This is a genomic window from Croceicoccus sp. Ery15, assembly GCF_020985305.1.
Lineage (GTDB): Bacteria > Pseudomonadota > Alphaproteobacteria > Sphingomonadales > Sphingomonadaceae > Croceicoccus.
The window spans coordinates 3,132,394-3,152,208 of sequence record NZ_CP087588.1; the positions used below are offsets into that span (position 1 = coordinate 3,132,394).

20 protein-coding genes and 1 tRNA gene are annotated in these 19,815 nt (G+C 63.6%); 9 read left to right on the plus strand and 12 right to left on the minus strand.

Going from position 1 to position 19,815, the window contains the following annotated elements; genetic code table 11:
* The 3 genes from LOZ77_RS15380 to LOZ77_RS15390 all read left to right on the plus strand — a co-directional run bounded on the left by LOZ77_RS15380 (position 1) and on the right by LOZ77_RS15390 (position 2,243).
* Complete coding sequence (locus LOZ77_RS15380) at positions 1 to 492, plus strand: peroxiredoxin (protein WP_230279852.1); 492 nt, start codon at positions 1 to 3, stop codon at positions 490 to 492.
* A complete protein-coding gene (locus LOZ77_RS15385) occupies positions 489 to 1,280 on the plus strand; it encodes a ferritin-like domain-containing protein (protein ID WP_230279853.1) in 792 nt (263 codons plus the stop codon). The genes LOZ77_RS15380 and LOZ77_RS15385 overlap by 4 nt, the downstream gene beginning before the upstream one ends.
* A gap of 213 nt (positions 1,281 to 1,493) precedes the next feature.
* On the plus strand, positions 1,494 to 2,243 hold the full coding sequence (locus tag LOZ77_RS15390) for a M23 family metallopeptidase (protein ID WP_230279854.1): 750 nt from the start codon (positions 1,494 to 1,496) through the stop codon (positions 2,241 to 2,243).
* 83 nt (positions 2,244 to 2,326) lie between these two features.
* On the opposite strand, the gene LOZ77_RS15395 is transcribed toward LOZ77_RS15390, so the two are convergent.
* Both LOZ77_RS15395 and LOZ77_RS15400 read right to left on the minus strand, forming a co-directional pair.
* The gene (locus LOZ77_RS15395; RefSeq protein WP_230279855.1) at positions 2,327 to 3,343 is read right to left on the minus strand and encodes a PAS domain-containing protein; all 1,017 of its coding nucleotides are present in this window, start codon (positions 3,341 to 3,343) and stop codon (positions 2,327 to 2,329) included.
* 311 nt (positions 3,344 to 3,654) lie between these two features.
* On the minus strand, positions 3,655 to 4,548 hold the full coding sequence (locus LOZ77_RS15400; protein ID WP_230279856.1) for a UTP--glucose-1-phosphate uridylyltransferase: 894 nt from the start codon (positions 4,546 to 4,548) through the stop codon (positions 3,655 to 3,657).
* Between the two features lie 143 nt (positions 4,549 to 4,691).
* On the opposite strand from LOZ77_RS15400, the gene murA reads away from it, so the two are divergent.
* On the plus strand, positions 4,692 to 5,975 hold the full coding sequence (murA, locus tag LOZ77_RS15405) for a UDP-N-acetylglucosamine 1-carboxyvinyltransferase (RefSeq protein ID WP_230279857.1): 1,284 nt from the start codon (positions 4,692 to 4,694) through the stop codon (positions 5,973 to 5,975).
* A gap of 399 nt (positions 5,976 to 6,374) precedes the next feature.
* On the opposite strand, the gene arfB is transcribed toward murA, so the two are convergent.
* From arfB to polA, 5 genes are read right to left on the minus strand one after another with little or no spacing between them, the layout of a single operon-like run.
* Positions 6,375 to 6,797, minus strand: coding sequence for an alternative ribosome rescue aminoacyl-tRNA hydrolase ArfB (gene arfB, locus LOZ77_RS15410; RefSeq protein WP_230279858.1), 423 nt, complete (start codon positions 6,795 to 6,797; stop codon positions 6,375 to 6,377).
* Positions 6,773 to 7,462 carry an RluA family pseudouridine synthase gene (locus LOZ77_RS15415; protein WP_230279859.1) on the minus strand — a complete coding sequence of 230 codons (690 nt, stop codon included), beginning with the start codon at positions 7,460 to 7,462 and terminating at the stop codon, positions 6,773 to 6,775. The genes arfB and LOZ77_RS15415 overlap by 25 nt, the downstream gene beginning before the upstream one ends.
* Positions 7,459 to 8,655 (minus strand): pyridoxal phosphate-dependent aminotransferase, encoded by a 1,197-nt coding sequence (locus tag LOZ77_RS15420; RefSeq protein WP_230279860.1) that lies wholly within the window; start codon positions 8,653 to 8,655, stop codon positions 7,459 to 7,461. The genes LOZ77_RS15415 and LOZ77_RS15420 overlap by 4 nt, the downstream gene beginning before the upstream one ends.
* Positions 8,652 to 9,308 (minus strand): aminotransferase class IV, encoded by a 657-nt coding sequence (locus LOZ77_RS15425; RefSeq protein ID WP_230279861.1) that lies wholly within the window; start codon positions 9,306 to 9,308, stop codon positions 8,652 to 8,654. The genes LOZ77_RS15420 and LOZ77_RS15425 overlap by 4 nt, the downstream gene beginning before the upstream one ends.
* Complete coding sequence (gene polA, locus LOZ77_RS15430; protein WP_230279862.1) at positions 9,305 to 12,214, minus strand: DNA polymerase I; 2,910 nt, start codon at positions 12,212 to 12,214, stop codon at positions 9,305 to 9,307. The genes LOZ77_RS15425 and polA overlap by 4 nt, the downstream gene beginning before the upstream one ends.
* A gap of 267 nt (positions 12,215 to 12,481) precedes the next feature.
* Here polA and LOZ77_RS15435 point away from each other — a divergent pair, with 267 nt between their 5' ends.
* Complete coding sequence (locus tag LOZ77_RS15435; protein ID WP_230279863.1) at positions 12,482 to 12,754, plus strand: hypothetical protein; 273 nt, start codon at positions 12,482 to 12,484, stop codon at positions 12,752 to 12,754.
* Positions 12,755 to 12,872: 118 nt separating this feature from the next.
* Here the strand turns inward: LOZ77_RS15435 and LOZ77_RS15440 are convergent, their stop codons facing one another.
* Entirely contained in the window at positions 12,873 to 13,955 is a 1,083-nt protein-coding gene (locus LOZ77_RS15440) for a serine hydrolase (RefSeq protein WP_230279864.1), read from the minus strand.
* A gap of 89 nt (positions 13,956 to 14,044) precedes the next feature.
* Positions 14,045 to 14,227: a hypothetical protein gene (locus tag LOZ77_RS15445; RefSeq protein ID WP_230279865.1), complete on the minus strand. Its 183-nt coding sequence runs from the start codon at positions 14,225 to 14,227 to the stop codon at positions 14,045 to 14,047.
* Positions 14,228 to 14,356: 129 nt separating this feature from the next.
* Here LOZ77_RS15445 and LOZ77_RS15450 point away from each other — a divergent pair.
* Positions 14,357 to 14,431: transfer RNA gene (locus tag LOZ77_RS15450), tRNA-Thr, on the plus strand.
* A gap of 190 nt (positions 14,432 to 14,621) precedes the next feature.
* Positions 14,622 to 15,053 carry a hypothetical protein gene (locus LOZ77_RS15455; protein ID WP_230279866.1) on the plus strand — a complete coding sequence of 144 codons (432 nt, stop codon included), beginning with the start codon at positions 14,622 to 14,624 and terminating at the stop codon, positions 15,051 to 15,053.
* Between the two features lie 105 nt (positions 15,054 to 15,158).
* On the opposite strand, the gene LOZ77_RS15460 is transcribed toward LOZ77_RS15455, so the two are convergent.
* The 3 genes from LOZ77_RS15460 to LOZ77_RS15470 all read right to left on the minus strand — a co-directional run bounded on the left by LOZ77_RS15460 (position 15,159) and on the right by LOZ77_RS15470 (position 16,552).
* Positions 15,159 to 15,524 carry a hypothetical protein gene (locus LOZ77_RS15460; protein ID WP_230279867.1) on the minus strand — a complete coding sequence of 122 codons (366 nt, stop codon included), beginning with the start codon at positions 15,522 to 15,524 and terminating at the stop codon, positions 15,159 to 15,161.
* Between the two features lie 19 nt (positions 15,525 to 15,543).
* Positions 15,544 to 15,834, minus strand: coding sequence for a GNAT family N-acetyltransferase (locus tag LOZ77_RS15465; protein WP_230279868.1), 291 nt, complete (start codon positions 15,832 to 15,834; stop codon positions 15,544 to 15,546).
* 61 nt (positions 15,835 to 15,895) lie between these two features.
* Complete coding sequence (locus tag LOZ77_RS15470; protein WP_230279869.1) at positions 15,896 to 16,552, minus strand: YggS family pyridoxal phosphate-dependent enzyme; 657 nt, start codon at positions 16,550 to 16,552, stop codon at positions 15,896 to 15,898.
* A gap of 22 nt (positions 16,553 to 16,574) precedes the next feature.
* Between LOZ77_RS15470 and LOZ77_RS15475 the strand changes: the two genes are divergently transcribed.
* Positions 16,575 to 17,168, plus strand: a complete 594-nt coding sequence (locus tag LOZ77_RS15475; RefSeq protein ID WP_230279870.1) for a thiamine phosphate synthase — start codon at positions 16,575 to 16,577, stop codon at positions 17,166 to 17,168.
* Between the two features lie 115 nt (positions 17,169 to 17,283).
* Positions 17,284 to 19,662, plus strand: coding sequence for a DNA translocase FtsK 4TM domain-containing protein (locus LOZ77_RS15480; RefSeq protein ID WP_230279871.1), 2,379 nt, complete (start codon positions 17,284 to 17,286; stop codon positions 19,660 to 19,662).
* Positions 19,663 to 19,815: the final 153 nt, after the last annotated feature.

Consider the following 19,815-nt stretch of genomic DNA (forward strand, 5'->3'; position numbering starts at 1 on the left):
ATGACTGCCACCCGCCCCGATGCCGGCGACGCCTTTCCCGCGATCGCACTGGAAACGCCCGATGGCAAAAGCGTGTCGATTGCCGATTTCGCCGGCAAGCCCGCCGTTGTGTTCTTTTATCCCAAGGACAACACCCCCGGCTGCACGACCGAGGCGAAGGATTTTACCGCGCTGAAGCCTGAATTCGACAAAGCGGGCATCGCTCTGCTGGGCGTGAGTAAGGACCCGCCCAAAAGCCATCTGAAATTTATCGAGAAGCAGGAACTGACCGTGCCGCTCGCCAGCGATACGGCAGCCGATAGCGGGCAGGACGGTTTGGCCGAGGCGCTGGGCATCTGGGTCGAAAAGAACATGTATGGCCGCACCTATATGGGGATGGAGCGGAGCACGTTCTTGGTCAAACCGGACGGCACCATCGCGCAGGTCTGGCGCAAGGTGAAGGTGAAGAACCACGCCGACACGGTGCTGGAGGCCGCGAAAGGCATCGCATGATGCGCAGCATCGGGCAGGCGGTGCGCGATGCGCTGTTGACTGCCGACCCCCGCGCCAAGGCGATGGCGGCGCGCGCCGTGGCGCGCGACTGGCGGCTGGGGCGGCTTTCGCCCCGATTCGACGTGACCATGCCGGATGAACCCGCGCGACCCGCCCATCCTGAACTATTGCCGCCCAATAAAATGCCCAAGCGCGGGCGCGGCGGATCGGACCGCGCGCGCATTGCGCTGTGGCATTCGCTGGCGCATATCGAATTCGTCGCCATCGATTTGGCGCTGGATATGGTGGGCCGCTTCGGCGGGCAGATGGGCAGTCAGTTCGTCTCCGATTTCCTGTCCGTCGCTGCGGACGAGGCGATGCATTTCGCCTTGCTCGACCGCAAGCTGGCGACATTGGGCAGCCATTATGGCGCATTGCCCGCGCATGGCGGATTATGGGAATCGGCGCGCAACACGGCGCATGACGTCGCGGCGCGGCTGGCCATCGTGCCGATGGTGCTGGAAGCGCGCGGCCTCGATATCACGCCGGTGACGCTGGAACGCGTGCGCGCGCAGGGGGATGAAAACGGTGCGCGAATCCTGCAGCGAATCCTTGACGACGAGATTCGCCACGTTGCATTCGGCGCCAGTCATTTCGACCAACTGTGCCGTGACAGCGGCGAACCCACTGTCGAAAAATGGCAATTTCTCATCAAAACCTATTTTCGGGGCAGCCTTAAGCCACCGTTCAACGACTCAGCGCGCGAGTCAGCCGGTTTATCGCGGGAGTTTCGGGCAGGTATTGTCTGATTAACCTTTTTCACCCTAGCCAGTAACTCATGAGACGGCGGGGGGTTCCGACGATCTCAATTTTTTCAAAGCAGCTTGTCTGCGCGTGCTCTGGATGCGTGCCCCGACGGGGACCGGATCGCGCAAGGACCGAAGCTGTGCCGGAGGGATCACCCGGCATCGTCTGCCCGGACGGATTATGGGCGCGATGCCGAGAAACAGAGGTTCGGCAGTATGCTTGGTAGTAATCGTTTCTTTCTTCCCGGTACCGCGCGTTTCATCGCGCTGGGCACCATGGCTGCGCTCTCGGCAGCGATGACTCCGGTCACCGCGCTGGCCCAGCCGGGGAACAACACCACGACGATCGCTGCCACTGCCACCGAAGTAGCCTCGAACTCTGTATCGCGTGATGTAAAACACGCCGATACCAGTGCCGAAAAGGCCGATCCCCGTTACCGCAATCTGTTCGCCCGCTGGAAATCGGTGGAGGTCGCACAGCAAGTGCCCGAACCGGTCGCCGGTCGGCAGGCCGTGAACATCCCTTCGCGCATGCCTTTGGCCGATGCGCGTCTGTCCAGTAATTTTGGTATGCGCACCCATCCCGTCACGGGTCGCCGCGCCGGTCACAAGGGTATCGACCTGGCTGCGCCGTCGGGCACACCGATCTATGCCACCGCAGACGGCACCATCGATATGGCGCAATGGTTCGGCGGCTATGGCAATTTTATCAAGATCGAACATGGCGGCGATATGGAAACGCGTTACGGCCATATGTCGAAGCTGAATGTCCGCGCCGGGCAGGACGTGAAAAAGGGCGATCTGATCGGCTTTGTCGGCAGCACCGGCCGTTCGACCGGCCCGCATCTTCATTACGAAGTGCGCATCGCGGGTGAGGCAGTCGATCCGACCCCCTATCTGCATGCCGATACTTTTATGGAAGCGTTCGCTTCGGCATCTGAAAACGGTGCTGGCGGACCCGAGTAAGCCTTTCGGATCAGATTTCAAAAGGGCCCGGCAGATCCGTTCTGCCGGGCCCTTTTGCATGTCGGGTTGCAAGGCTTCGCCCGTCAGGCCGCGCGCATCTTGCGGCTGGACGGGCGAAGGTGCTGCGGCCCTGCCATCAGGCGAAGGTGGCGAGCCAGCAGGTCCCAGTCGGTCTCTTCAGCATTGCCTTCGTCGCCGATGCCGATCCGGTCGAACACGGCGCGCATCTGGCTTTCCTTTTTCGCCAGTTCGGATTCCGCGCCGCGCTGGCGGGTAATGTCGATATTCATGCCGACATAGCCGGTGACGCGCCCGTCGGCGTCGATTTGCGGCGCGCCGGTGGTGGCAACCCATACGACCGATCCATCGGACCTGCGCCAGCGCCATTCTCCCTCGAACGCGGCCTTTTGCGCGACGATATCCTTCCAGCTTGTGACCACGCGGTCGAAGTCGTCCGGATGGATCGCGGTGATCCAGTGCGAACCTTCCCATTGTCCGTCGGCAAGGCCGGTCATCGCCTTGAACGCGCGGTTCACAAACAGGGTGTCGCCGCGCGCATTCGTGCGCCAGATGCCCACGGGCGACGCATTGGCCAGCGTGGTAAAGCGCCGCTCGGCATCCTCGAGCGCGTGGCGGTAGCGGGTCGTTTGCGTCACATCGCTGATATGGCCGACCAGCCCCACCGGACGACCCTCGCCATCGAATGCGCCGCGCATGCGGACTTCGATATGGCGGGTGTCGCCATCGGGACGCCGAATCGTGTGAAGCGAGGTGACGAGCCCGCGTTCGCCCCTGATCAGCCGGGCGAACTTGTCCCGCTCGGTGCTATTGCCCAGTGCGGCGAGGAATTCGTCGACGGGACGACCGAGCGCGTCGGCGCGGTTGATGCCCGTAATCCGTTCCCACGCGGCGTTCAGCGATACCCAGCGCCCGCTGTCGTCGATGCGGAAGATCACCTCGTCAATCGTGTCGAGCATACGCTCGCCTTCGGTGCAGCGGGCGGCCAGTGCGGCGCGGTCGCGGCGGCTGATGCCCGCCAGAACGGCCAGCGGCAGGATAGTGACGGCCAGCGTTGCGCAAAGCAGCCCCGCTTCGGCCATGCCGCCCAGCGGGAAGAGCGCGAGCGCTGCGGAAGACTGCGTGAAAACGCCTAGAGCGCATGCCGCCAAGGCCGCCCAAATCGCCGTTATCGACCAGACGCCGGCTAATGGCGCACCCCCGCCTTCGCACGGGGGCGGTGTTCCGGCTGGTCGATGATCTGGCAGAGCCATGGCTTGCAAACCCTTTGTCGCGCATCGCGGACTTGCGATACGCGCCCATGCTGTCGGCATGGGGTGCAAAGGGGATGCGAATCCGGACCTAGGGGGTTGCCCCTAGGTCCCGAAAGGAAACAGTACGGACTGCGCTGCCGTCAGTTCGCCAGCAGGCGTTCGGCAATGGCGCGCACTTCGGCGCCCATGTCGTCACGCTCCAACGCCAGCGCCAGCGTCGCTTCGACAAAGCCGGTCTTGGACCCGCAATCGTAGCGCTTGCCTTCGAAAGTGACCGCGTGGAACGGCTGGCTGCCGATCATCTTGGCCATGGCATCGGTCAGCTGGATTTCACCGCCCGCGCCCTTGTCCTGCGTTTCCAGCGTGCGCATCACTTCGGGCTGCAGGATATAGCGGCCCGACACGATCTTGTTCGAAGGCGCCTCGTCCACAGGGGGTTTTTCGACCAGTCCCTTCACCTCGGTCAGATTGCCCGATTCCTCGCCCGGATCGATCACGCCATAGGACGAGACCTGCGACATCGGCACTTCCAGCACCGACACCAGATTGCCGCCGACTTCGTTATAGGCCTCGACCATCTGCTTCATGCAGCCGGGCTTGCCCCACATCAGCTCGTCCGGCAGCAGGATGGCAAAGGGTTCGTCGCCCACGATGGCGCGCGCACACCAGATCGCGTGGCCCAGACCCATCGGCACCTGTTGCCGCACGGCGATCAGATCGCCCGGGGTGAACCGCGTGGGGTTCAGCACGGACAGATCCTTGCCGCGCTCTTCCATCGTCGCCTCAAGCTCGTAAGCGATGTCGAAATTCTCGACCAGAGCGGTCTTGCCGCGGCCCGTGACGAAGATCATCTGCTCGATTCCCGCCTCGCGCGCTTCGTCGACAGCGTACTGGATCAGCGGACGGTCGACGATGGGCAACAGTTCTTTCGGGATCGCCTTAGTCGCGGGCAGGAAGCGCGTGCCCAGTCCTGCGACGGGAAATACGGCCTTGCGGATCGGCTTGCGGCCAGACTTCGGAGCAGTTGCGACCATGAGTGAGATCATTCCTTTGTGCTGCAAAAAGCGAACTCTTTGTGTTTTCTAGGCATTGCCGCACAAAGGTTGCAAGTCCGTGTCTGGTGGACCGGTGCTCCCATACGGCTTGCGGTCAGTCTATTTCGGGCTAAAGCGGGTCGATGGACAAGATCGTTATTCAAGGTGGCAAGCGCCTTTCGGGCACATTGCCGATTTCGGGCGCGAAGAACGCCGCTCTCACCCTGCTGCCCTGCGCATTGCTGACCGAAGAGCCGGTGACATTGCGCAATCTGCCGCGACTGGCCGATATCGACCAGTTCCAGCATTTGCTGAACGGATTTGGCGTATCGACCGCCATCGCCGGTTCGCGCCCCGAAGATTTCGGGCGGGTGATGACGCTGCAGGCGACCCGTCTGACCAGCACGGTCGCGCCCTATGACATCGTGCGCAAGATGCGCGCCTCGATCCTTGTGCTCGGCCCGCTGCTGGCCCGCGCGGGTGAGGCGACCGTGTCCCTGCCCGGCGGCTGCGCGATCGGCAACCGGCCCATCGACCTGCATCTGAAGGCGCTGGAAGCCATGGGGGCGGAGATCGAGTTGGCCGCAGGCTATGTCCGCGCCCGCGCGCCCGATGGCGGATTGCCGGGCGGCGATTTCACCTTCCCCGTCGTATCCGTCGGCGCGACCGAGAATGCGCTGATGGCTGCGGTTCTGGCCAAGGGCACCACGCGGCTGGAAAACGCCGCGCGTGAGCCCGAGATCGTCGATCTGTGCAAGCTGCTGGTCGCGATGGGTGCGGATATTGAAGGCATCGGCGAATCGGAACTGACGATCCATGGCGTCGAGAGACTGCACGGCGCAACCTATCGCGTGATGGCCGACCGGATCGAGGCAGGCAGCTATGCCTGCGCCGCCGCGATCACCGGCGGCGAGGTGTTTCTGAAAGGTGCGGACGCCCATGATATGCGTTCGACCACACAGGCGCTGCGCGCAGCGGGCGTGGTGGTGGAAGAGCGCAAGGACGGCATCCAGATTTCGCCCAACGGTCCGCTGAAGGCGATCAATATCTCCACCGCGCCATTCCCCGGTTTCGCCACAGACATGCAGGCGCAGCTGATGGCGCTGCTATGCCTTGCCGATGGCGCGAGCGTGCTGAACGAAACGATTTTCGAAAACCGGTACATGCACGTGCCCGAACTGAACCGCATGGGCGCGCATATCGAGACGAATGGCCGCACGGCGGTGGTCCATGGCGTGAAAAAGCTGACCGGCGCCGAAGTGATGGCGACCGATCTGCGCGCATCGATGTCGCTGGTGATTGCGGGCCTCGCTGCCGAGGGCGAGACGACGGTGCACCGCCTCTATCACCTCGACCGTGGGTATGAGCGGCTGGAGGAGAAGCTGCAACTGGTCGGCGCGCAGGTGGAGCGAGTTGGCGGCGATTGATTGGGGGTCATGTCGGAAGGGCAGCTAATGCCTCATTGTGGACGCTAGCCTACAAGTTTACTTATGGGCGATGTCTCATATGAAGCTACACGCGCTAAACTTCCTTCTTCAGGTTGGGCTTGTTGTTAGCAACCTCGCCCTTTGGAGTTTGATGTTCGGCTTTTTCCCTGACCTCTCAAAATTCACAGCGGCACTTATCCTGCTCGCGGCGTTGTCAGTTTTTTACATTGTGTACTTTCAGCGTCGGTTATGCGGCCATGGAAGGATAACCGAAGGTGGACGGAACATGTGGTGGCCTCACGTGGTCAAATGCTGTCCTGAATGTGGGGACGAAGTCTAATGTAGTCGGGGTCGTGCGGCAGATTCCGCTTTCTACCGAATACCGGGCATTGTGCCGCCTCAATCCCAACTCTTCACCGCGCCACGCTTCGCCTTAACCTCCCCGCGTTCCTTCTTGCTCTTCAGCCGCTTCACCTTGCCCACGCGGTTGACGCGGCTTTTGGCGCGGGTTTTCGGTTGCACCATCGCCTGTTCGAGCAATTCGGTCAGCCGCTCGCGCGCGTCGCTGCGGTTGGCGTCTTGGGTGCGAAAGCGCTTCGCCTCGATCAGCAGATCGCCGCTGGCGGTCAGCCTGCTGCCAGCCAGCCGCTGCAACCGGTGAAAGACCGGCTGCGGCAGGTTCAGTGCATAGATATTGACGCGCAGCTGCACCGCGGTCGCCACCTTGTTAACGTTCTGCCCGCCGGGGCCGGAGGCGGTGACGAACCGCTCCTCGGCCAAGGCGTGCGCCCGATCGACTATGCCTCCGCCGCTGTGGGCCATTCGATAACCTCGGGAATCTCGGGGCACAGCCGCGCGAAATCGGCGGGCAGGGGCGCGACCGCGCTGATCGGCTCCTTGCCCTCGCGCTGCACGATCAGTTCGGCCGCGTGCAGCATGGTGCGGCCCGCACCCTTTCCCGTGCCATAAACCGGATCGCCCAGCAGCGGAAAACCCAGCCCCGCCAGCGCATGAATGCGGATCTGGTGCGTGCGGCCGGTTTCGGGCGCAAAGGCCACGGCGGTGACGCCATTCTTCACGCCCAGCTTCTTCCAATGCGTAACCGAGGGCTTGCCCTTCTTCGCCGCGATCATGCGCCAGCCTTTTTCCGCGCTGCTGATCTTGGACAGAGACAGCGCGATGGTGCCCTCATCCTCGGCCAGTTCGCCCGCGACAAGGCCGATGTAATGCTTGGTCACGGCCCGCGCCTCGAACGCGGCGGCAAAGCGTTTCAGCGCCTTGGGATTGCGGGCCAGCAGCAGGCAGCCCGACGTGTCGGTATCGATCCGGTGCACCGGAGCGGGATCGCGCTGAAAACCCAGACGCAGGACGGCCAGATGATCGTCAAGGCTGGGCCCGCCCGCGCGCGGGCGTTCGATGGGAAGGCCCGCCGGCTTGTCGATGACCAGCGCCTCGCCGTCCTCGAACAGGATTTCGATGTCTTTCATATGCTTTTGACTGCCGTTTCGATGCGCCGCATGGCTTCGCGCAGAGTGTCTGCGCCTGCGGCAAAGCTGATGCGGAAACCCGAAAGCCCGCAATGCGCGCCGCCGAATGAGGATGCGGGCACGATGGCAACGCCGTGGTCCAGCAGATGGAGCGCCAGCGCCATATCGTCCCTGAATGCCCCGCCGATCAGCGGCGCGGCATCGGTCAGGCAATAGAACGCGCCATCGGGCACGGGTGTCGACAGACCGGGAATGGCGTTCACGGCCGCGCACACCAGATCGCGGCGGGTGCGGAATATATCGCGCCATTCGCCCAGAAAATCCTGCGGCCCCTGCATCGCGGCGACCGCGCCCGCCTGGCTGATCGAGCAGGGATTGCCGCTGCTGTGCGATTGCAGCCGCTCCATCGCGCGGATCAGCCATTCGGGGCCAGTGGCGAAACCGATGCGCAGGCCCGTCATCGCATGGCTTTTCGATACGCCGGAGACGGTGAGAACCCTGTCGGCCAGATCGGGCCGCAACGCCGCCAATGTTGCATGCGGTTCGTCCGAATAGCGCAGCGGGGCGTAAATATCGTCGCTCATCACCAGAACTTGCGGGTGGCGGTCCAGCACCTCGCCAATGGCGAGCAATTCGTCCGCCGGAAACACCGCGCCGGTCGGATTGCCGGGGCTGTTCAGCAGCAGCCAGCGGGTGCGCGGGGTGATCGCGGCCTCCAGCGCTTCTGCCGTAAAGCGGAACGCGCTGGCGGGCGTGGTGGGTAGAGGGATCACATTGGCGCCCGCGAAACGCGCGATTTCGGGATAGCTGACCCACCATGGCGCGGGGATCACAACCTCGTCCCCCGCATCGAGGGTGGCGCATAAAGCGTGAAAGATCGCCTGCTTGCCGCCCGCGCTGATCGTGACATTGGCGGGGGTGGCCGCGATGCCCAGATCGCGCGTGAAATGCAGCGCGGCGGCGCGTTTGCATGCGCTGGTCCCGCCCACCGGCGTATAGCGGGTCTGCCCGTCGCGCAGCGCTTTCGCCATGGCCTCCACCACATGCGGCGGGGTGGCGAAATCCGGCTCTCCCACCGACAGCGATATGATGTCGCGCCCTTCCTCGCGCAGCGCGGTCGCACGGTCGGTCATCGCAGAGGTCTGCGAGGGCTGGATGCGTTCCAGCGCGGCGGAAATCAGCGGGCCGCTCATGCGCAGGGCACCAGCCGTGCGCGCATCAATCCGCGCAGGGAATTGCCGATCATCAGCCCTTCGCACAGATCGTCGGCGCGCAATTCAGCCTCACGCGCGCGGGCCTGTTCCAGCAGGGACCGGCGCAGCACGCCCGGCAGCAGGCCCAGCGACAAAGGCGGGGTCAGCAAGATGCCGTCCCGTTCGACGAAAACATTGGTGAAACTTCCTTCGGTGACCAGCCCGTCATGGCGCAGCAGAACAGCCTCCTGCGCGCCTTTTCCCGCAGCCTCCAGACGGGCCGCGTCATAGAAATTGCGTTCGCTGGTCTTGTGGCTCAGCCGCGGATCGTCTGCCGCGATATCCAGCGTGACCAGTGCCACCGGCACAGGTTCGGCCAGCGGCGCCGGAAAGTGGTTGAGGCGGATTGCGAATTGCCCGTCCCTGTGCAGCTCGATCTTCAGCCGTGCCTTGTCCCGATGGGTAAAGCACACGGCCTGCACCTCGTTCCGGATGGCGTGCCGGTCGCAGGCATAGCCAAGCTCTGCCGCGCTGTCCTTCAGGCGCTCCAGATGGAATTCGATCATCGGCACGCCCGCCTGCGGGTCATAGCCCATGGTCTCGATCAGCAGCGTATCGGGGGCGAGGGCGCGGGAAGGCGCGGCTACGCTCAATGCGCGGCTCCCCAGCTGTGGCCGGTGCCGATCTCGATCCCCAGCGGCACGGTCAGATCGACCGAGGGGAGCGCGGCTTCGGCCATCACCCGTTCGATGACGGGCGAGGCGGCGGCGACATCGCCTTCGGGCAGTTCAAAGACCAGCTCGTCATGCACCTGCAAAAGCATTCTGACATGGCCCAGACCCGCATCGTGCAGCGCGGGCATCATGCGGACCATGGCACGCTTGATAATATCGGCGCTGGTGCCCTGAATCGGCGCGTTGATCGCGGCGCGTTCGGCGCCCTGCCGCTCGTTCGGGTTCTTGGAATTGATGTTGCGGAAATGGGTTTTCCGGCCGAACAAAGTCTCGGAATAGCCCTTTTCGCGCACGCTTTCCAAAGTGTGGACGATATATTTCTGGATGCCGGGGAAGCGTTCGAAATAACGGTCGATCACTGCCTGTGCCTCGTCCGCATCGGTGCCAAGGCGGCCCGCCAGACCCCAGCGCGAAATGCCGTAAAGAATGGCGAAATTGATCGTTTTGGCCTTGGCGCGGGTGTCGCGGGTAACCTCGCCATACATTTCCTGCGCGGTGCGGGCGTGAATATCCTCACCGTGGGCAAAGGCCTCTTTCAACGGCGGCACATCGGCCATGTGCGCGGCAAGGCGCAATTCGATCTGCGAATAGTCGGCGGCCAGCAGCACATTGCCTGCCTCTGCCACAAACGCCTCGCGGATCTGGCGGCCGGTTTCGGTGCGGATCGGGATATTCTGCAGGTTCGGGTCGGTGGACGACAGGCGGCCCGTCTGCGCGCCGACAAGGGAATAGCTTGTGTGCACACGCCCCGTCGCTGGGTTGATCGCCTGCTGCAATGCCTCGGTATAGGTGGAGCGCAGTTTTGACAGCCCGCGCCATTCCAGCACCTTCGACGCCATCTCGACGCCTTCGCCCGCCAGCTTTTCCAGCACGGTCTGGTCGGTCGAAAACTGGCCGCTCTTGCCTTTCTTCCCGCCTTTCAGCCCCATCTTGTCGAACAGTATATCGCCCAGTTGCTTGGGGCTGCCGATGGCAAAACTTTCGCCGGCCAGCGCATGCACCTCACCCTCAAGCGCGGCGATCTGTTCGGCGAATTCGGCCGACAGGCGGGCCAGATGCTCGCGGTCCACCTTGATGCCGTTCCGTTCCATCATCGCGACGACGGGAATCAACGGGCGGTCGACATTCTCATAGATGCGCGTGCCGCCTTCGTCCGCCAGCCGCTGGCGCAGCACTTTCCAGAGGCGCCATGTGACATCGGCATCCTCGGCCGCATATTGCGTCGCCTTGTCCAGCGGCACGGCACCGAAGGGGATCGCCTTTTTGCCGGTGCCGCAAATGTCCTTGAAGGTCAGTGTCGTATGGCCAAGATGGGTTTCGGCCAGCGAATCCATGCCATGCGCCTGCCCGATCCCGCCGCCGCCGCGACCGGCGTCGAGGGCGAAGGAGAGGATCATCGTATCCTCTACCGGCGTCAAGGTGATGCCTACACGTTCAAGCACGGTCAGGTCATATTTGATGTTCTGCCCGATCTTGAGCACCGCATCGCTTTCCAGCAGCGGCTTCAGCCGGGTAATCGCATCGGCCATCGGCACCTGTTCGGGCTTTTCGGCGAACATATCGTCGCTGCCATGGGCCAGCGGGATATAGCACGCATCGTTCGGACCCAGCGCAAGGCTGATGCCGACCAGATCGGCCTGCATCGAATCGAGCGCGCTGGTTTCGGTGTCCACGGCCACCGCATGCGCGGCAAAGGCGCGGGCGATCCACGCGTCCAGCCGGTCGAGCGTGGTGACGCATTCATAGGATGCAAGGTCGATCGCGGGCCATTCGGGCAAGGGCTGCCGCGTGCCCTCGATCGTTTCATTGCCTGCATTGACGGGCTTTGCGGGGTTGAGGTCGGTCGGGCGCGAAGGGCTGCCCGCGCCCGCGCCCAGACGTTTCAGCAGGCTCGTAAACCCGTGCGTTTGCAGGAATTCGGCCAGCGGTTCCTTGGGAATGCCGTCGAGCGCAAATTCGTCGAGCGGCATGGGTAGGTCGCAATCTTCCTTCAATTGCACCAATTGGCGCGACAGGCGGGCCATGTCCGAATGCTCGATCAGGTTTTCGCGCATCTTGGATTTTTTCATGTCGGGCGCAGCGGCCAGCACGCTTTCCAGATCGCCATATTCGTTGATCAGCTTTTCCGCCGTCTTCGGCCCGATCCCGCGCACGCCCGGGATGTTATCGACCGAGTCGCCCATCAGCGCGAGGACGTCGCCCAGCTTTTCGGGCGGCACGCCGAATTTCTCGACCACTTGCGGGATTTCGATCCGCGCATTCTTCATCGTGTCGAGCATGTCGATGCAGCCGCCTTCCACACCGTCATCGGGATTGTCGCATTGGCCGACCAGCTGCATCAGATCCTTGTCCGACGACACGATGGTTACGTCCCATCCCTTGCGCGTGGCGGCACGGGCATAGGATGCGATCAGATCGTCGGCCTCCAGCATCTCCTCTTCGATACAGGGGAGCGAGAAGGCGCGGGTCGCATCGCGGATCAGCGGGAATTGCGGGCGCAGATCTTCGGGCGGAGGCGGGCGGTTCGCCTTGTATTCGGGATAAAGATCGTGGCGGAACGATTGCGATGCCTTGTCCAGAATGACGGCCAGATGCGTCGGCCCGTCCGCATCGTCGAGGTCCTGCGCCAGCTTCCACAGCATGGTGGTATAGCCATAGACCGCGCCCACCGGCGTCCCTTCGGGATTGGTCAGTGGGGGCAGCCGGTGATAGGCGCGGAAGATATAGGCCGAACCGTCGACCAGATAGAGGTGCGGCTTGCGCGCGGCACCGGGCGTACCGGATGCGGGGTTTTCGGCGGATGCGATTTTGGTGGCGTCGCTCATGGGTTGAGGCGGTAGCAGCGGAAAACGGGGAAATCATGCCCCAACTGTCGCGATGTCGGCAGGAATCCGCCGCAATCGCCCGATTTTTTGGCGATCGCGCCCTAATCTGGCCATATTCGCCGGTTAGGCAGACAATGCGGAACTATGCGTTGCCGCTTGCATCCTCTTTATGATGGGTTTATCTGTGCGCCACGAGGCCCGAGCGATCGGGTTTCGCGTGAAGCCACAATTCACTCTTCACGATCATTCGGAATAAGGATGCATTTTATGCGCAAGATCATTCTCGCCGCTGCCGCTGCCGGCGCTGCCCTGACCCTCGCTGCTTGCTCGGAAGGTACCGAGGAAGCTGCTGACGCGACCATGGACTCGATGGCTGCTGACGCCGAAGCCGGCATGGACGCTGTTGAAGCGACCGCCGAAGACGCTGCTGCCGACGCTGAAGCTGCGACCGACGCTGCTGTCGAAGCAACCGACGAAGCTGCTGCTGAAGTCGAAGCTGCTGTGCAGGACGAAACGCCCGCAGAAGCTGCTGCTGACTAATCGGCGGTTCGCTCTCCCTTTGGGGACTGCGACATAGAAAAGGCGCGGAAGGGATCATCCTTTCCGCGCCTTTTTCTTTGTCCGCCCTATGCGCCGCAATGGCGCGGGACAGTCATAATCAGTTGGTGCCAAGCCGGCTGTTGTCGTTCGCCGCATGACGTGCGGGCGCGCTGGCATAGCCGTTATACAGGGTGCGCGTAATCTCTGCGATCTTGGCATTGCGCGCGGCGGGGCCGCTTTGCCCCGTGACATAGATCGCCACCACCACGACGCGCCCGTCGGGCATGGTGATAAAGCCGACGTCGCTGGCGGTCTTGTTCAGGGTGCCGGTCTTGTGGCCGAAATTGGTCCCGCTGGGCAGACCGGCCTTGATCCGCGTGCTGCCGGTGATCGTGCGCGTCATCGCGCCGACCAGCAGGCCGCGACTTGCCGGAGAAAGCCATTTGCCCTGATGGATGCCCGCGATCAGCTGCACCATCTCGTCAGGCGGTGTGCTGTCGCGCACGTCGACATGGCGTGACAGGTCGAATTCCCAACGGTCGCGCACAAGCGTGGCGATATCGCGGTCGATACGGAAATTCATCAGGCCGGTGTTCTTGCGCACCCAGTCGTTCACGGCCTGCGGTCCGCCCACCACGGCCAGCAGCGCATCGGTCGCCTGATTGTCGGAACGGGTGATCATGCGTTCCAGCAGGGTCTGCGCGCTCATCATCTCGCCCTTGCGGACGGGGGCGACCTTGCTGGAAAACGGTTCGGAAGCGACCGGCACCAACAGCGGATAGCGATCGAACAGGCTGTATTTACCCGCATCCACGCCCGCCAGAAAAGTCGCGGCCACTGCGATCTTCGACGTGCTGGCCATGGGAAACGGCTCATTACCCTGGATAGAGACTGTCCGGCCCGTGGTCAGGTCAAGGGCGGCCACGCCGATGCGGCCCTGCGATTGCGGAGCAACGGCGAAAAGCTGGCGGCGGAACTGTTCGGGGACGGGATCGCCCGCCATTTGCGAATTGCGCTGCGAATCGAGGATGGCCCCTTCGGGCCCGTTGAGGAATTCCTCGAATGTCTGCGCTTGCGGATGCTTGTCCTGTGCCGGTGCGGCAGGCGCGAATCCCAGTGCGGAGGCGGCCAGAAAGCCGATTCCGTAACGACGAATGGCAACGCCCGCGCGGCGCAGCTTGTGCGATGACAGTCCCTTCATGGACGCAATCCTATCAAAGTCCCGATGTTCATAAGATGAACGAAGCGCGCATTTTGCTCAAGCACCGACAGAAACCTTGTGGACGGCGGCTAGGTTTCGTCGCGGTCCGGCACGCAATCGCCGGCATTCTGCGCGCTTTCGTGCGCATCCGATGCCGAAATGGCGCGCGCCTGTGCCTTGCGGCGGCGCAGATTGGCGCGAAGCTGCGCCGCAAGCCGTTCTTCACGCGTTTGGGCGGGGGTGTTGCCTGTGTTTTTGCCGTCACTTGCCATGGCGGTTTCATCGCATTCCGTTGCCGCGGTGACAAGCGGGCGAGGCTGTGCTTGACAAGCGCTGCGCACCCCGCCAATAGCGCGCCCTCGCAAGACGCCGATGTGCCTTTCGCATGTTCGTTGCGCCGGGCTGCTGTAGCTCAGTGGTAGAGCGCACCCTTGGTAAGGGTGAGGTCGGGAGTTCAATCCTCCCCAGCAGCACCATTCCCCGACATATGTCCTGCAATGATGCAGAATTTCGTGCAAGCGGCGTTAGCTTGGTGACATTGACTGTCACCTTCCTAAAACGCTTTGCGCGCGCCGCGTTTTCCCGACTTAACCTATCCGAAACGGCCAGCATGCTAGGGGGCAGACTGCCGTGGGGACAGGTTCAGGCCATGAAAGGGATAGTGCGATGAATGACCGCACCGGAAAACTCCGCACCGGATTTTCACGCCTTCGCAGCTTTCGCCGGAACGAGCTGGGGACCAGCTCTTCGGAATATGCGCTGATTCTGGGCGTCGTCGGCGTTGGTGTCGGCGCGGCGACGCTCGTGCTGGGCGCCAATGTCGGTTCTTCGATGAACGGCAAGGTGGGTGATTTCGATGTCGCCTATCCCGGTAAGACCAATGGAAGTGGTGGCGGTGGCGGCGGTGCTTCGCCTTCGCCGACACCCACACCTTCGCCGACACCCACACCTACTCCTACTCCGACACCCACGCCGACCCCGACCCCGACCCCTACACCCGGTAACGGTAACGGTAACGGTAACGGGAATGGAAACGGTAATGGCAACGGAAACGGAGGTAATGGGAACGGCAACGGTAACGGCAATAACAAGCCATAGCCTTGACGTCAGGGTCCGGAAACAAGCCGGCCCGGAACCGCGTGTTTGATCGCGCGATTCCGGGCCGGTTGTTTATCCGCCGACGATGTCAGCTCGGTCTGCCCTTCAATTGCATTTCGGATGACGACCGATATCGCGGATGTCGTAAACGCGTCCATCAGCCATGGTCACTTGCAGGCACTGTTCCGACGATGACCGGTTCCAGATCGTATAGCCGGTCGATCCGGACTTGAACCCGTCGACATTGCGGAAACCGCGACGCTGCAGTTCGGTCTCCATGCTCGATCCGCGCATGCCTTTCACATCGTCAAAGCGCACTTTTTCAGTGTTGCCGCCATGACCCGAATGGTGGTGCGGCGTGTTGTGTTCGCGCTGTTCCGTTCCCGCGCTATAGCCGCTGGAATAGGCGTCGGAGCATTGATAGTTCTGATAGGACTTGCTGTGGAGACCGTTGCCGGCGACGACGGGCAAAAAACTTCAGATTTTAAGTTCAGGCGCGCAGATCGGACCATTCGGGATGGCGGCGGAACGCTGCCTCGACATAGGAGCATTGCGGCACGATGCGGAAACCCTCGCTGCGCGCATCCGCGATCAGCGCGTCGACCAGACGGCCCGCAATGCCGCGCCCGCCGATTTCGGGCGGAACCAGCGTGTGATCGGCCACCAGCACATCGCCGCGCTTTTGATAGGTCAGCCGCCCGATGGCGTTGCTGTCCGCCGGATGGGCCCGATATTCACCGCGGGTTTCCTCGTCATGGCGGGTGATTTCCAGATCGTCCATCGTGGCTCCTTTCAGGGGGGTTTCTTTGAAACGGCAGCGCTCGACAGGCGTTCCGCCAGCCCTAGCCGCGTGCGCCAAACAGGGCGGAGCCGACGCGCACATGGGTCGCGCCCAGCATGATCGCGGTTTCGAAATCCCCGCTCATTCCCATCGACAGGCCGGAAACGCCATTGTCCGCGGCGATCTTGGCTAGCAGCGCGAAATAAGGGGCGGCCTCCAAATCGAAGGGGGGCACGCACATCAGCCCCGCGATGTCGATGCCCGCATCGCGCGCCGCCGCCAGCAGGGCAGGCGTGTCGGCAATCGGACAGCCGCCCTTTTGCTCCTCTGCCCCGATATTCACTTGCACGAAGCACGGAATGCGGCGGTCCGCCTTGTCCATCGCCTTGGCCAGCGCGGTGACAAGGCCGGGCCGGTCGAGCGAGTGGATCGCATCGAACATGGCCACCGCATCGTCCGCCTTGTTCGACTGCAACTGGCCGACAAGGTGCAATTGCGCATCGGGAAATGCATCGCGCAGAGCGGGCCATTTCTCTTGCGCTTCCTGCACGCGGTTTTCGCCGAACAGGCGGTGGCCCGCGTCCAGCAGCGGGCGGATGCGCTCTGCCGGACGGGTCTTGGAAATGGCCACCAGCGACACCTCTGCCGGCTTGCGGCGGGCGATTTTGGCGGCGTGGGCGATCCTGTCGCGGGTTTCCTGAAGCGCTGGCACGGTCATCGCGCGCTGCTATAGCGGGGATGTGACGATCCGCCAGCCCCCCAATTCCCGTAAGCCCGCCAAATCGCAACGGCTGCCATGGCTGTGGCTTGTCAGCGATGCGCGCAACGATGCCGCGCTGGAACGGGTGCTGCGCTGTCTGCCGCGGGGAAGCGGGCTGGTGTTCCGGCATTATCAACTGCGTCCCGAAAAGCGGCGGCAGCGGTTCGACCGGCTGGCCCGTATCGCGCGGGGCAGGGGGCATGTGGTCGCGCTGTCGGGAACGGCGCGGCAAGCGCGCGACTGGGGCGCGCAGGCGGTGTATGGCCCGCCCCAGCGGCTGGGCGGCGCGGCGGGGTTGTTGCGGCTGGCGACGGTGCATTCGATGCGCGAACTGGGTGCGGCGCGGCGGGCGGGGGCGGATCTGGTGTTTGTCTCGCCGGTGTTTCCCACGCGGTCGCATCACGGCGGCGCGGTTCTGGGGCCGCTGCGTGCCCTGCTGCTGGCGCGGCAGGCGGGCGGCGGCGCGATCTTGCTGGGCGGCATGGACCGCGCCCGTTTCCGTGCCTTTGCCGCGATCCACCATGTTCATGGCTGGGCCGCTATCGACGGACTGTCCACACGGTTTTCCACGTGACGGCGCACAGGTAATCCACAGATCGCGGCGAAACCCCCGCTGCGATTGACCCGGATTCCGCCAGCGCGGATAATCGCGCACCATTCACCCGCTTGAAATACGAAGGGAACGCGCGATGGCGACACGCGCAAAACAGGCGCCGGACTGGCGTGCGGCGATCAGGGCCAGTTTCAACCGCAGCGCCGAGCTGGTCGGCGCGGTGGCGCTGATCCTGCTGGCACTGTTTCTGGCGCTGGCGATGGCCAGCTATTCGCAGACCGATCCCTCGCTTTCGACGGCAGCGGGCGGGCAGGCGCAAAACTGGATGGGCGGCGCGGGTGCTGTCGCGGCCGATCTGCTGTTCATGATGTTCGGCGGCATGGCCGTTCTGTTGCTGCCCCTGCTTTATGTCTTCGCCCGCCGCCTGTGGCAATTGGCCGAGCACGAAGAGGAGGAAAGCGCCGTCAGCTGGAAACGCCGCTGGGGTCGCCCCTTGCTGATGCTGGTGGCGGCCATGCTGCTGCTGTCCAGCGTGCTGGCGCTGCTGTTCGACGGGCCGGTGTGGGACCTTCCGGCGGGGCTGGGCGGGCTGTCGGGCCTGCTGGGCGCCAAGGCGATACAGGGGCTGGGCGGACTGGCTCCCGATCCGTGGTCGGACTGGCTGGTGCTGGCGCTGTCGATCGTGGCGCTGGCGGCGGGCGCGGGTCTTGCGGGCCGCGTGTTTGCCATCGACTGGGCCGGATTGCTGACCCTGCCCGCGATGCTGCGCCGCGAACCGGCAGAGGAGGGCGAGGTCAAGCCGAAGCCAGTCAAACCCGCGCGTCAGCCGAAACAGGCGGTGGAGCGCGCGCCTGCCATCGACGATTTCGACGATGACGACATCCCCTTCGACACGCCCGAGCCCGCGCCGCGCCGCGCGCCCGAAATCGCGGACCCGTCCCTGGCGCCCAAGCCTGCCGCCGCGCCCAAGAAACCCAAGCAGCGCGAATTGTTCGGGCAGGATTTCCAGCTGCCCAGTTCGGACCTGCTGGCCGAACCGCCGGACCAGTCGGGCAAGGTGATCGACAAATCCGCGCTGGAGGCGAATGCCCGCCTGCTGGAAACCGTGCTGGAGGATTTCAACGTCAAGGGCGAGATTACGGCGGTGCGCACCGGCCCCGTCGTCACCATGTACGAGCTGGAACCCGCGCCGGGGATCAAGGCTGCCCGCGTCATCGGCCTTGCCGAGGATATCGCCCGTAACATGAGCGCGATTTCGGCGCGTGTATCGGCCATTCCGGGCAAGACCGTGATGGGCATCGAACTGCCCAATGCCGACCGGCAGACCGTGGCGCTGCGCGAGCTGATCACCAGCGCCGCTTTCGTCGATCACAAGGGGATGCTGCCGATCATCCTAGGCAAGGATATCGCGGGCGAGCCGATCGTCGCCGACCTTGCGGCCATGCCGCATCTGCTGGTCGCTGGCACCACCGGTTCGGGTAAGTCGGTCGGCCTCAACTGCATCCTTCTGTCGCTGCTTTACAATTTCACGCCCGAGGAAGTGCGCCTGATCCTGATCGATCCCAAGGTGCTCGAACTCAAGAGCTATGACGACATCCCGCACCTCCTCTCGCCCGTGGTGACAGAGCCGCCCAAGTCGGTGCGCGCGCTGAAATGGGCGGTCGAGGAGATGGAGCGCCGCTATCGCATGATGTCGAGCATCGGCGCGCGCAACCTCGTCAGCTTCAACGAACGCGTCCGCAATGCCGCGGCCAAGGGCAAGCCGCTGGGCCGCCGCGTGCAGACCGGCTTCGACCCCGAAACCGGCGAGGAAATGTTCGAGGAAGAACAGCTGGATTACGAAGTGCTGCCCCAGATCGTGCTGGTGGTGGACGAGCTGGCCGACCTGATGATCACCGTCGGCAAGGAGATCGAGGTTCTGATCCAGCGCCTGAGCCAGAAATCGCGTGCGGCGGGCATACACCTCATCATGGCGACGCAGCGCCCGTCGGTCGATGTCATCACCGGCGTGATCAAGGCGAACATGCCGACGCGTATTTCGTTCCATGTGACCAGCCGGATCGACAGCCGCACCATTCTGGGCGAACAGGGCGCCGAACAGCTGCTGGGCAAGGGCGACATGCTGTACAAGGCCAGCAGCCGCCCGATCACCCGTGTCCACGGCCCGTTCGTATCGGACGAGGAAGTGGAGGCCGTGGCTGAACACTGGCGCGGGCAGGGCGAACCTTCCTATGTCGACAGCGTGACCGAAGAGCCCGAGGATGGCGGAGGCTTTGCCTTTGACGATCTGGAAGGCGGATCGGACAATCCCGAGGACCGCAAATATATGCAGGTCTGCCAGATGGTGTTCGAAAACCAGAAGGCATCGGCCAGCTGGATCCAGCGCCAGATGGGCGTGGGGTACAACACCGCGTCCAAGTGGATCGAGCGGATGGAAAAGGACGGGCTGGTCGGTCCGGCCAACCATGTCGGCCGCCGCGAAATCTATCGCGACCGCGACGGGCAGGCGCTGTAGGCGGCGCGATCAGGGTGACAAAGGTGACACCGTGTCACCCTGCCGTCACCCTGCTGGCATCCGGCGCAAGCCCGCGCAAAAGCTGGCGTTGCGGCCCATTGGGTCACATATCGGGCCAATGGCGGAAAGCGGACAATGCGAAAGAGCGTTGAG

Bases quoted from the DNA above. Each gene is read 5' to 3' on its own strand.
- LOZ77_RS15380 (WP_230279852.1), top strand. From the start codon at position 1: ATGACTGCCACCCGCCCCGATGCCGGCGACGCCTTTCCCGCGATCGCA.
- LOZ77_RS15385 (WP_230279853.1), top strand. From the start codon at position 489: ATGATGCGCAGCATCGGGCAGGCGGTGCGCGATGCGCTGTTGACTGCC.
- LOZ77_RS15390 (WP_230279854.1), top strand. From the start codon at position 1,494: ATGCTTGGTAGTAATCGTTTCTTTCTTCCCGGTACCGCGCGTTTCATC.
- LOZ77_RS15395 (WP_230279855.1), bottom strand. From the start codon at position 3,343: ATGGCCGAAGCGGGGCTGCTTTGCGCAACGCTGGCCGTCACTATCCTG.
- LOZ77_RS15400 (WP_230279856.1), bottom strand. From the start codon at position 4,548: ATGGTCGCAACTGCTCCGAAGTCTGGCCGCAAGCCGATCCGCAAGGCC.
- murA (WP_230279857.1), top strand. From the start codon at position 4,692: ATGGACAAGATCGTTATTCAAGGTGGCAAGCGCCTTTCGGGCACATTG.
- arfB (WP_230279858.1), bottom strand. From the start codon at position 6,797: ATGGCCCACAGCGGCGGAGGCATAGTCGATCGGGCGCACGCCTTGGCC.
- LOZ77_RS15415 (WP_230279859.1), bottom strand. From the start codon at position 7,462: ATGAAAGACATCGAAATCCTGTTCGAGGACGGCGAGGCGCTGGTCATC.
- LOZ77_RS15420 (WP_230279860.1), bottom strand. From the start codon at position 8,655: ATGAGCGGCCCGCTGATTTCCGCCGCGCTGGAACGCATCCAGCCCTCG.
- polA (WP_230279862.1), bottom strand. From the start codon at position 12,214: ATGAGCGACGCCACCAAAATCGCATCCGCCGAAAACCCCGCATCCGGT.
- LOZ77_RS15435 (WP_230279863.1), top strand. From the start codon at position 12,482: ATGCGCAAGATCATTCTCGCCGCTGCCGCTGCCGGCGCTGCCCTGACC.
- LOZ77_RS15440 (WP_230279864.1), bottom strand. From the start codon at position 13,955: ATGAAGGGACTGTCATCGCACAAGCTGCGCCGCGCGGGCGTTGCCATT.
- LOZ77_RS15445 (WP_230279865.1), bottom strand. From the start codon at position 14,227: ATGGCAAGTGACGGCAAAAACACAGGCAACACCCCCGCCCAAACGCGT.
- LOZ77_RS15455 (WP_230279866.1), top strand. From the start codon at position 14,622: ATGAATGACCGCACCGGAAAACTCCGCACCGGATTTTCACGCCTTCGC.
- LOZ77_RS15465 (WP_230279868.1), bottom strand. From the start codon at position 15,834: ATGGACGATCTGGAAATCACCCGCCATGACGAGGAAACCCGCGGTGAA.
- LOZ77_RS15470 (WP_230279869.1), bottom strand. From the start codon at position 16,552: ATGACCGTGCCAGCGCTTCAGGAAACCCGCGACAGGATCGCCCACGCC.
- LOZ77_RS15480 (WP_230279871.1), top strand. From the start codon at position 17,284: ATGGCGACACGCGCAAAACAGGCGCCGGACTGGCGTGCGGCGATCAGG.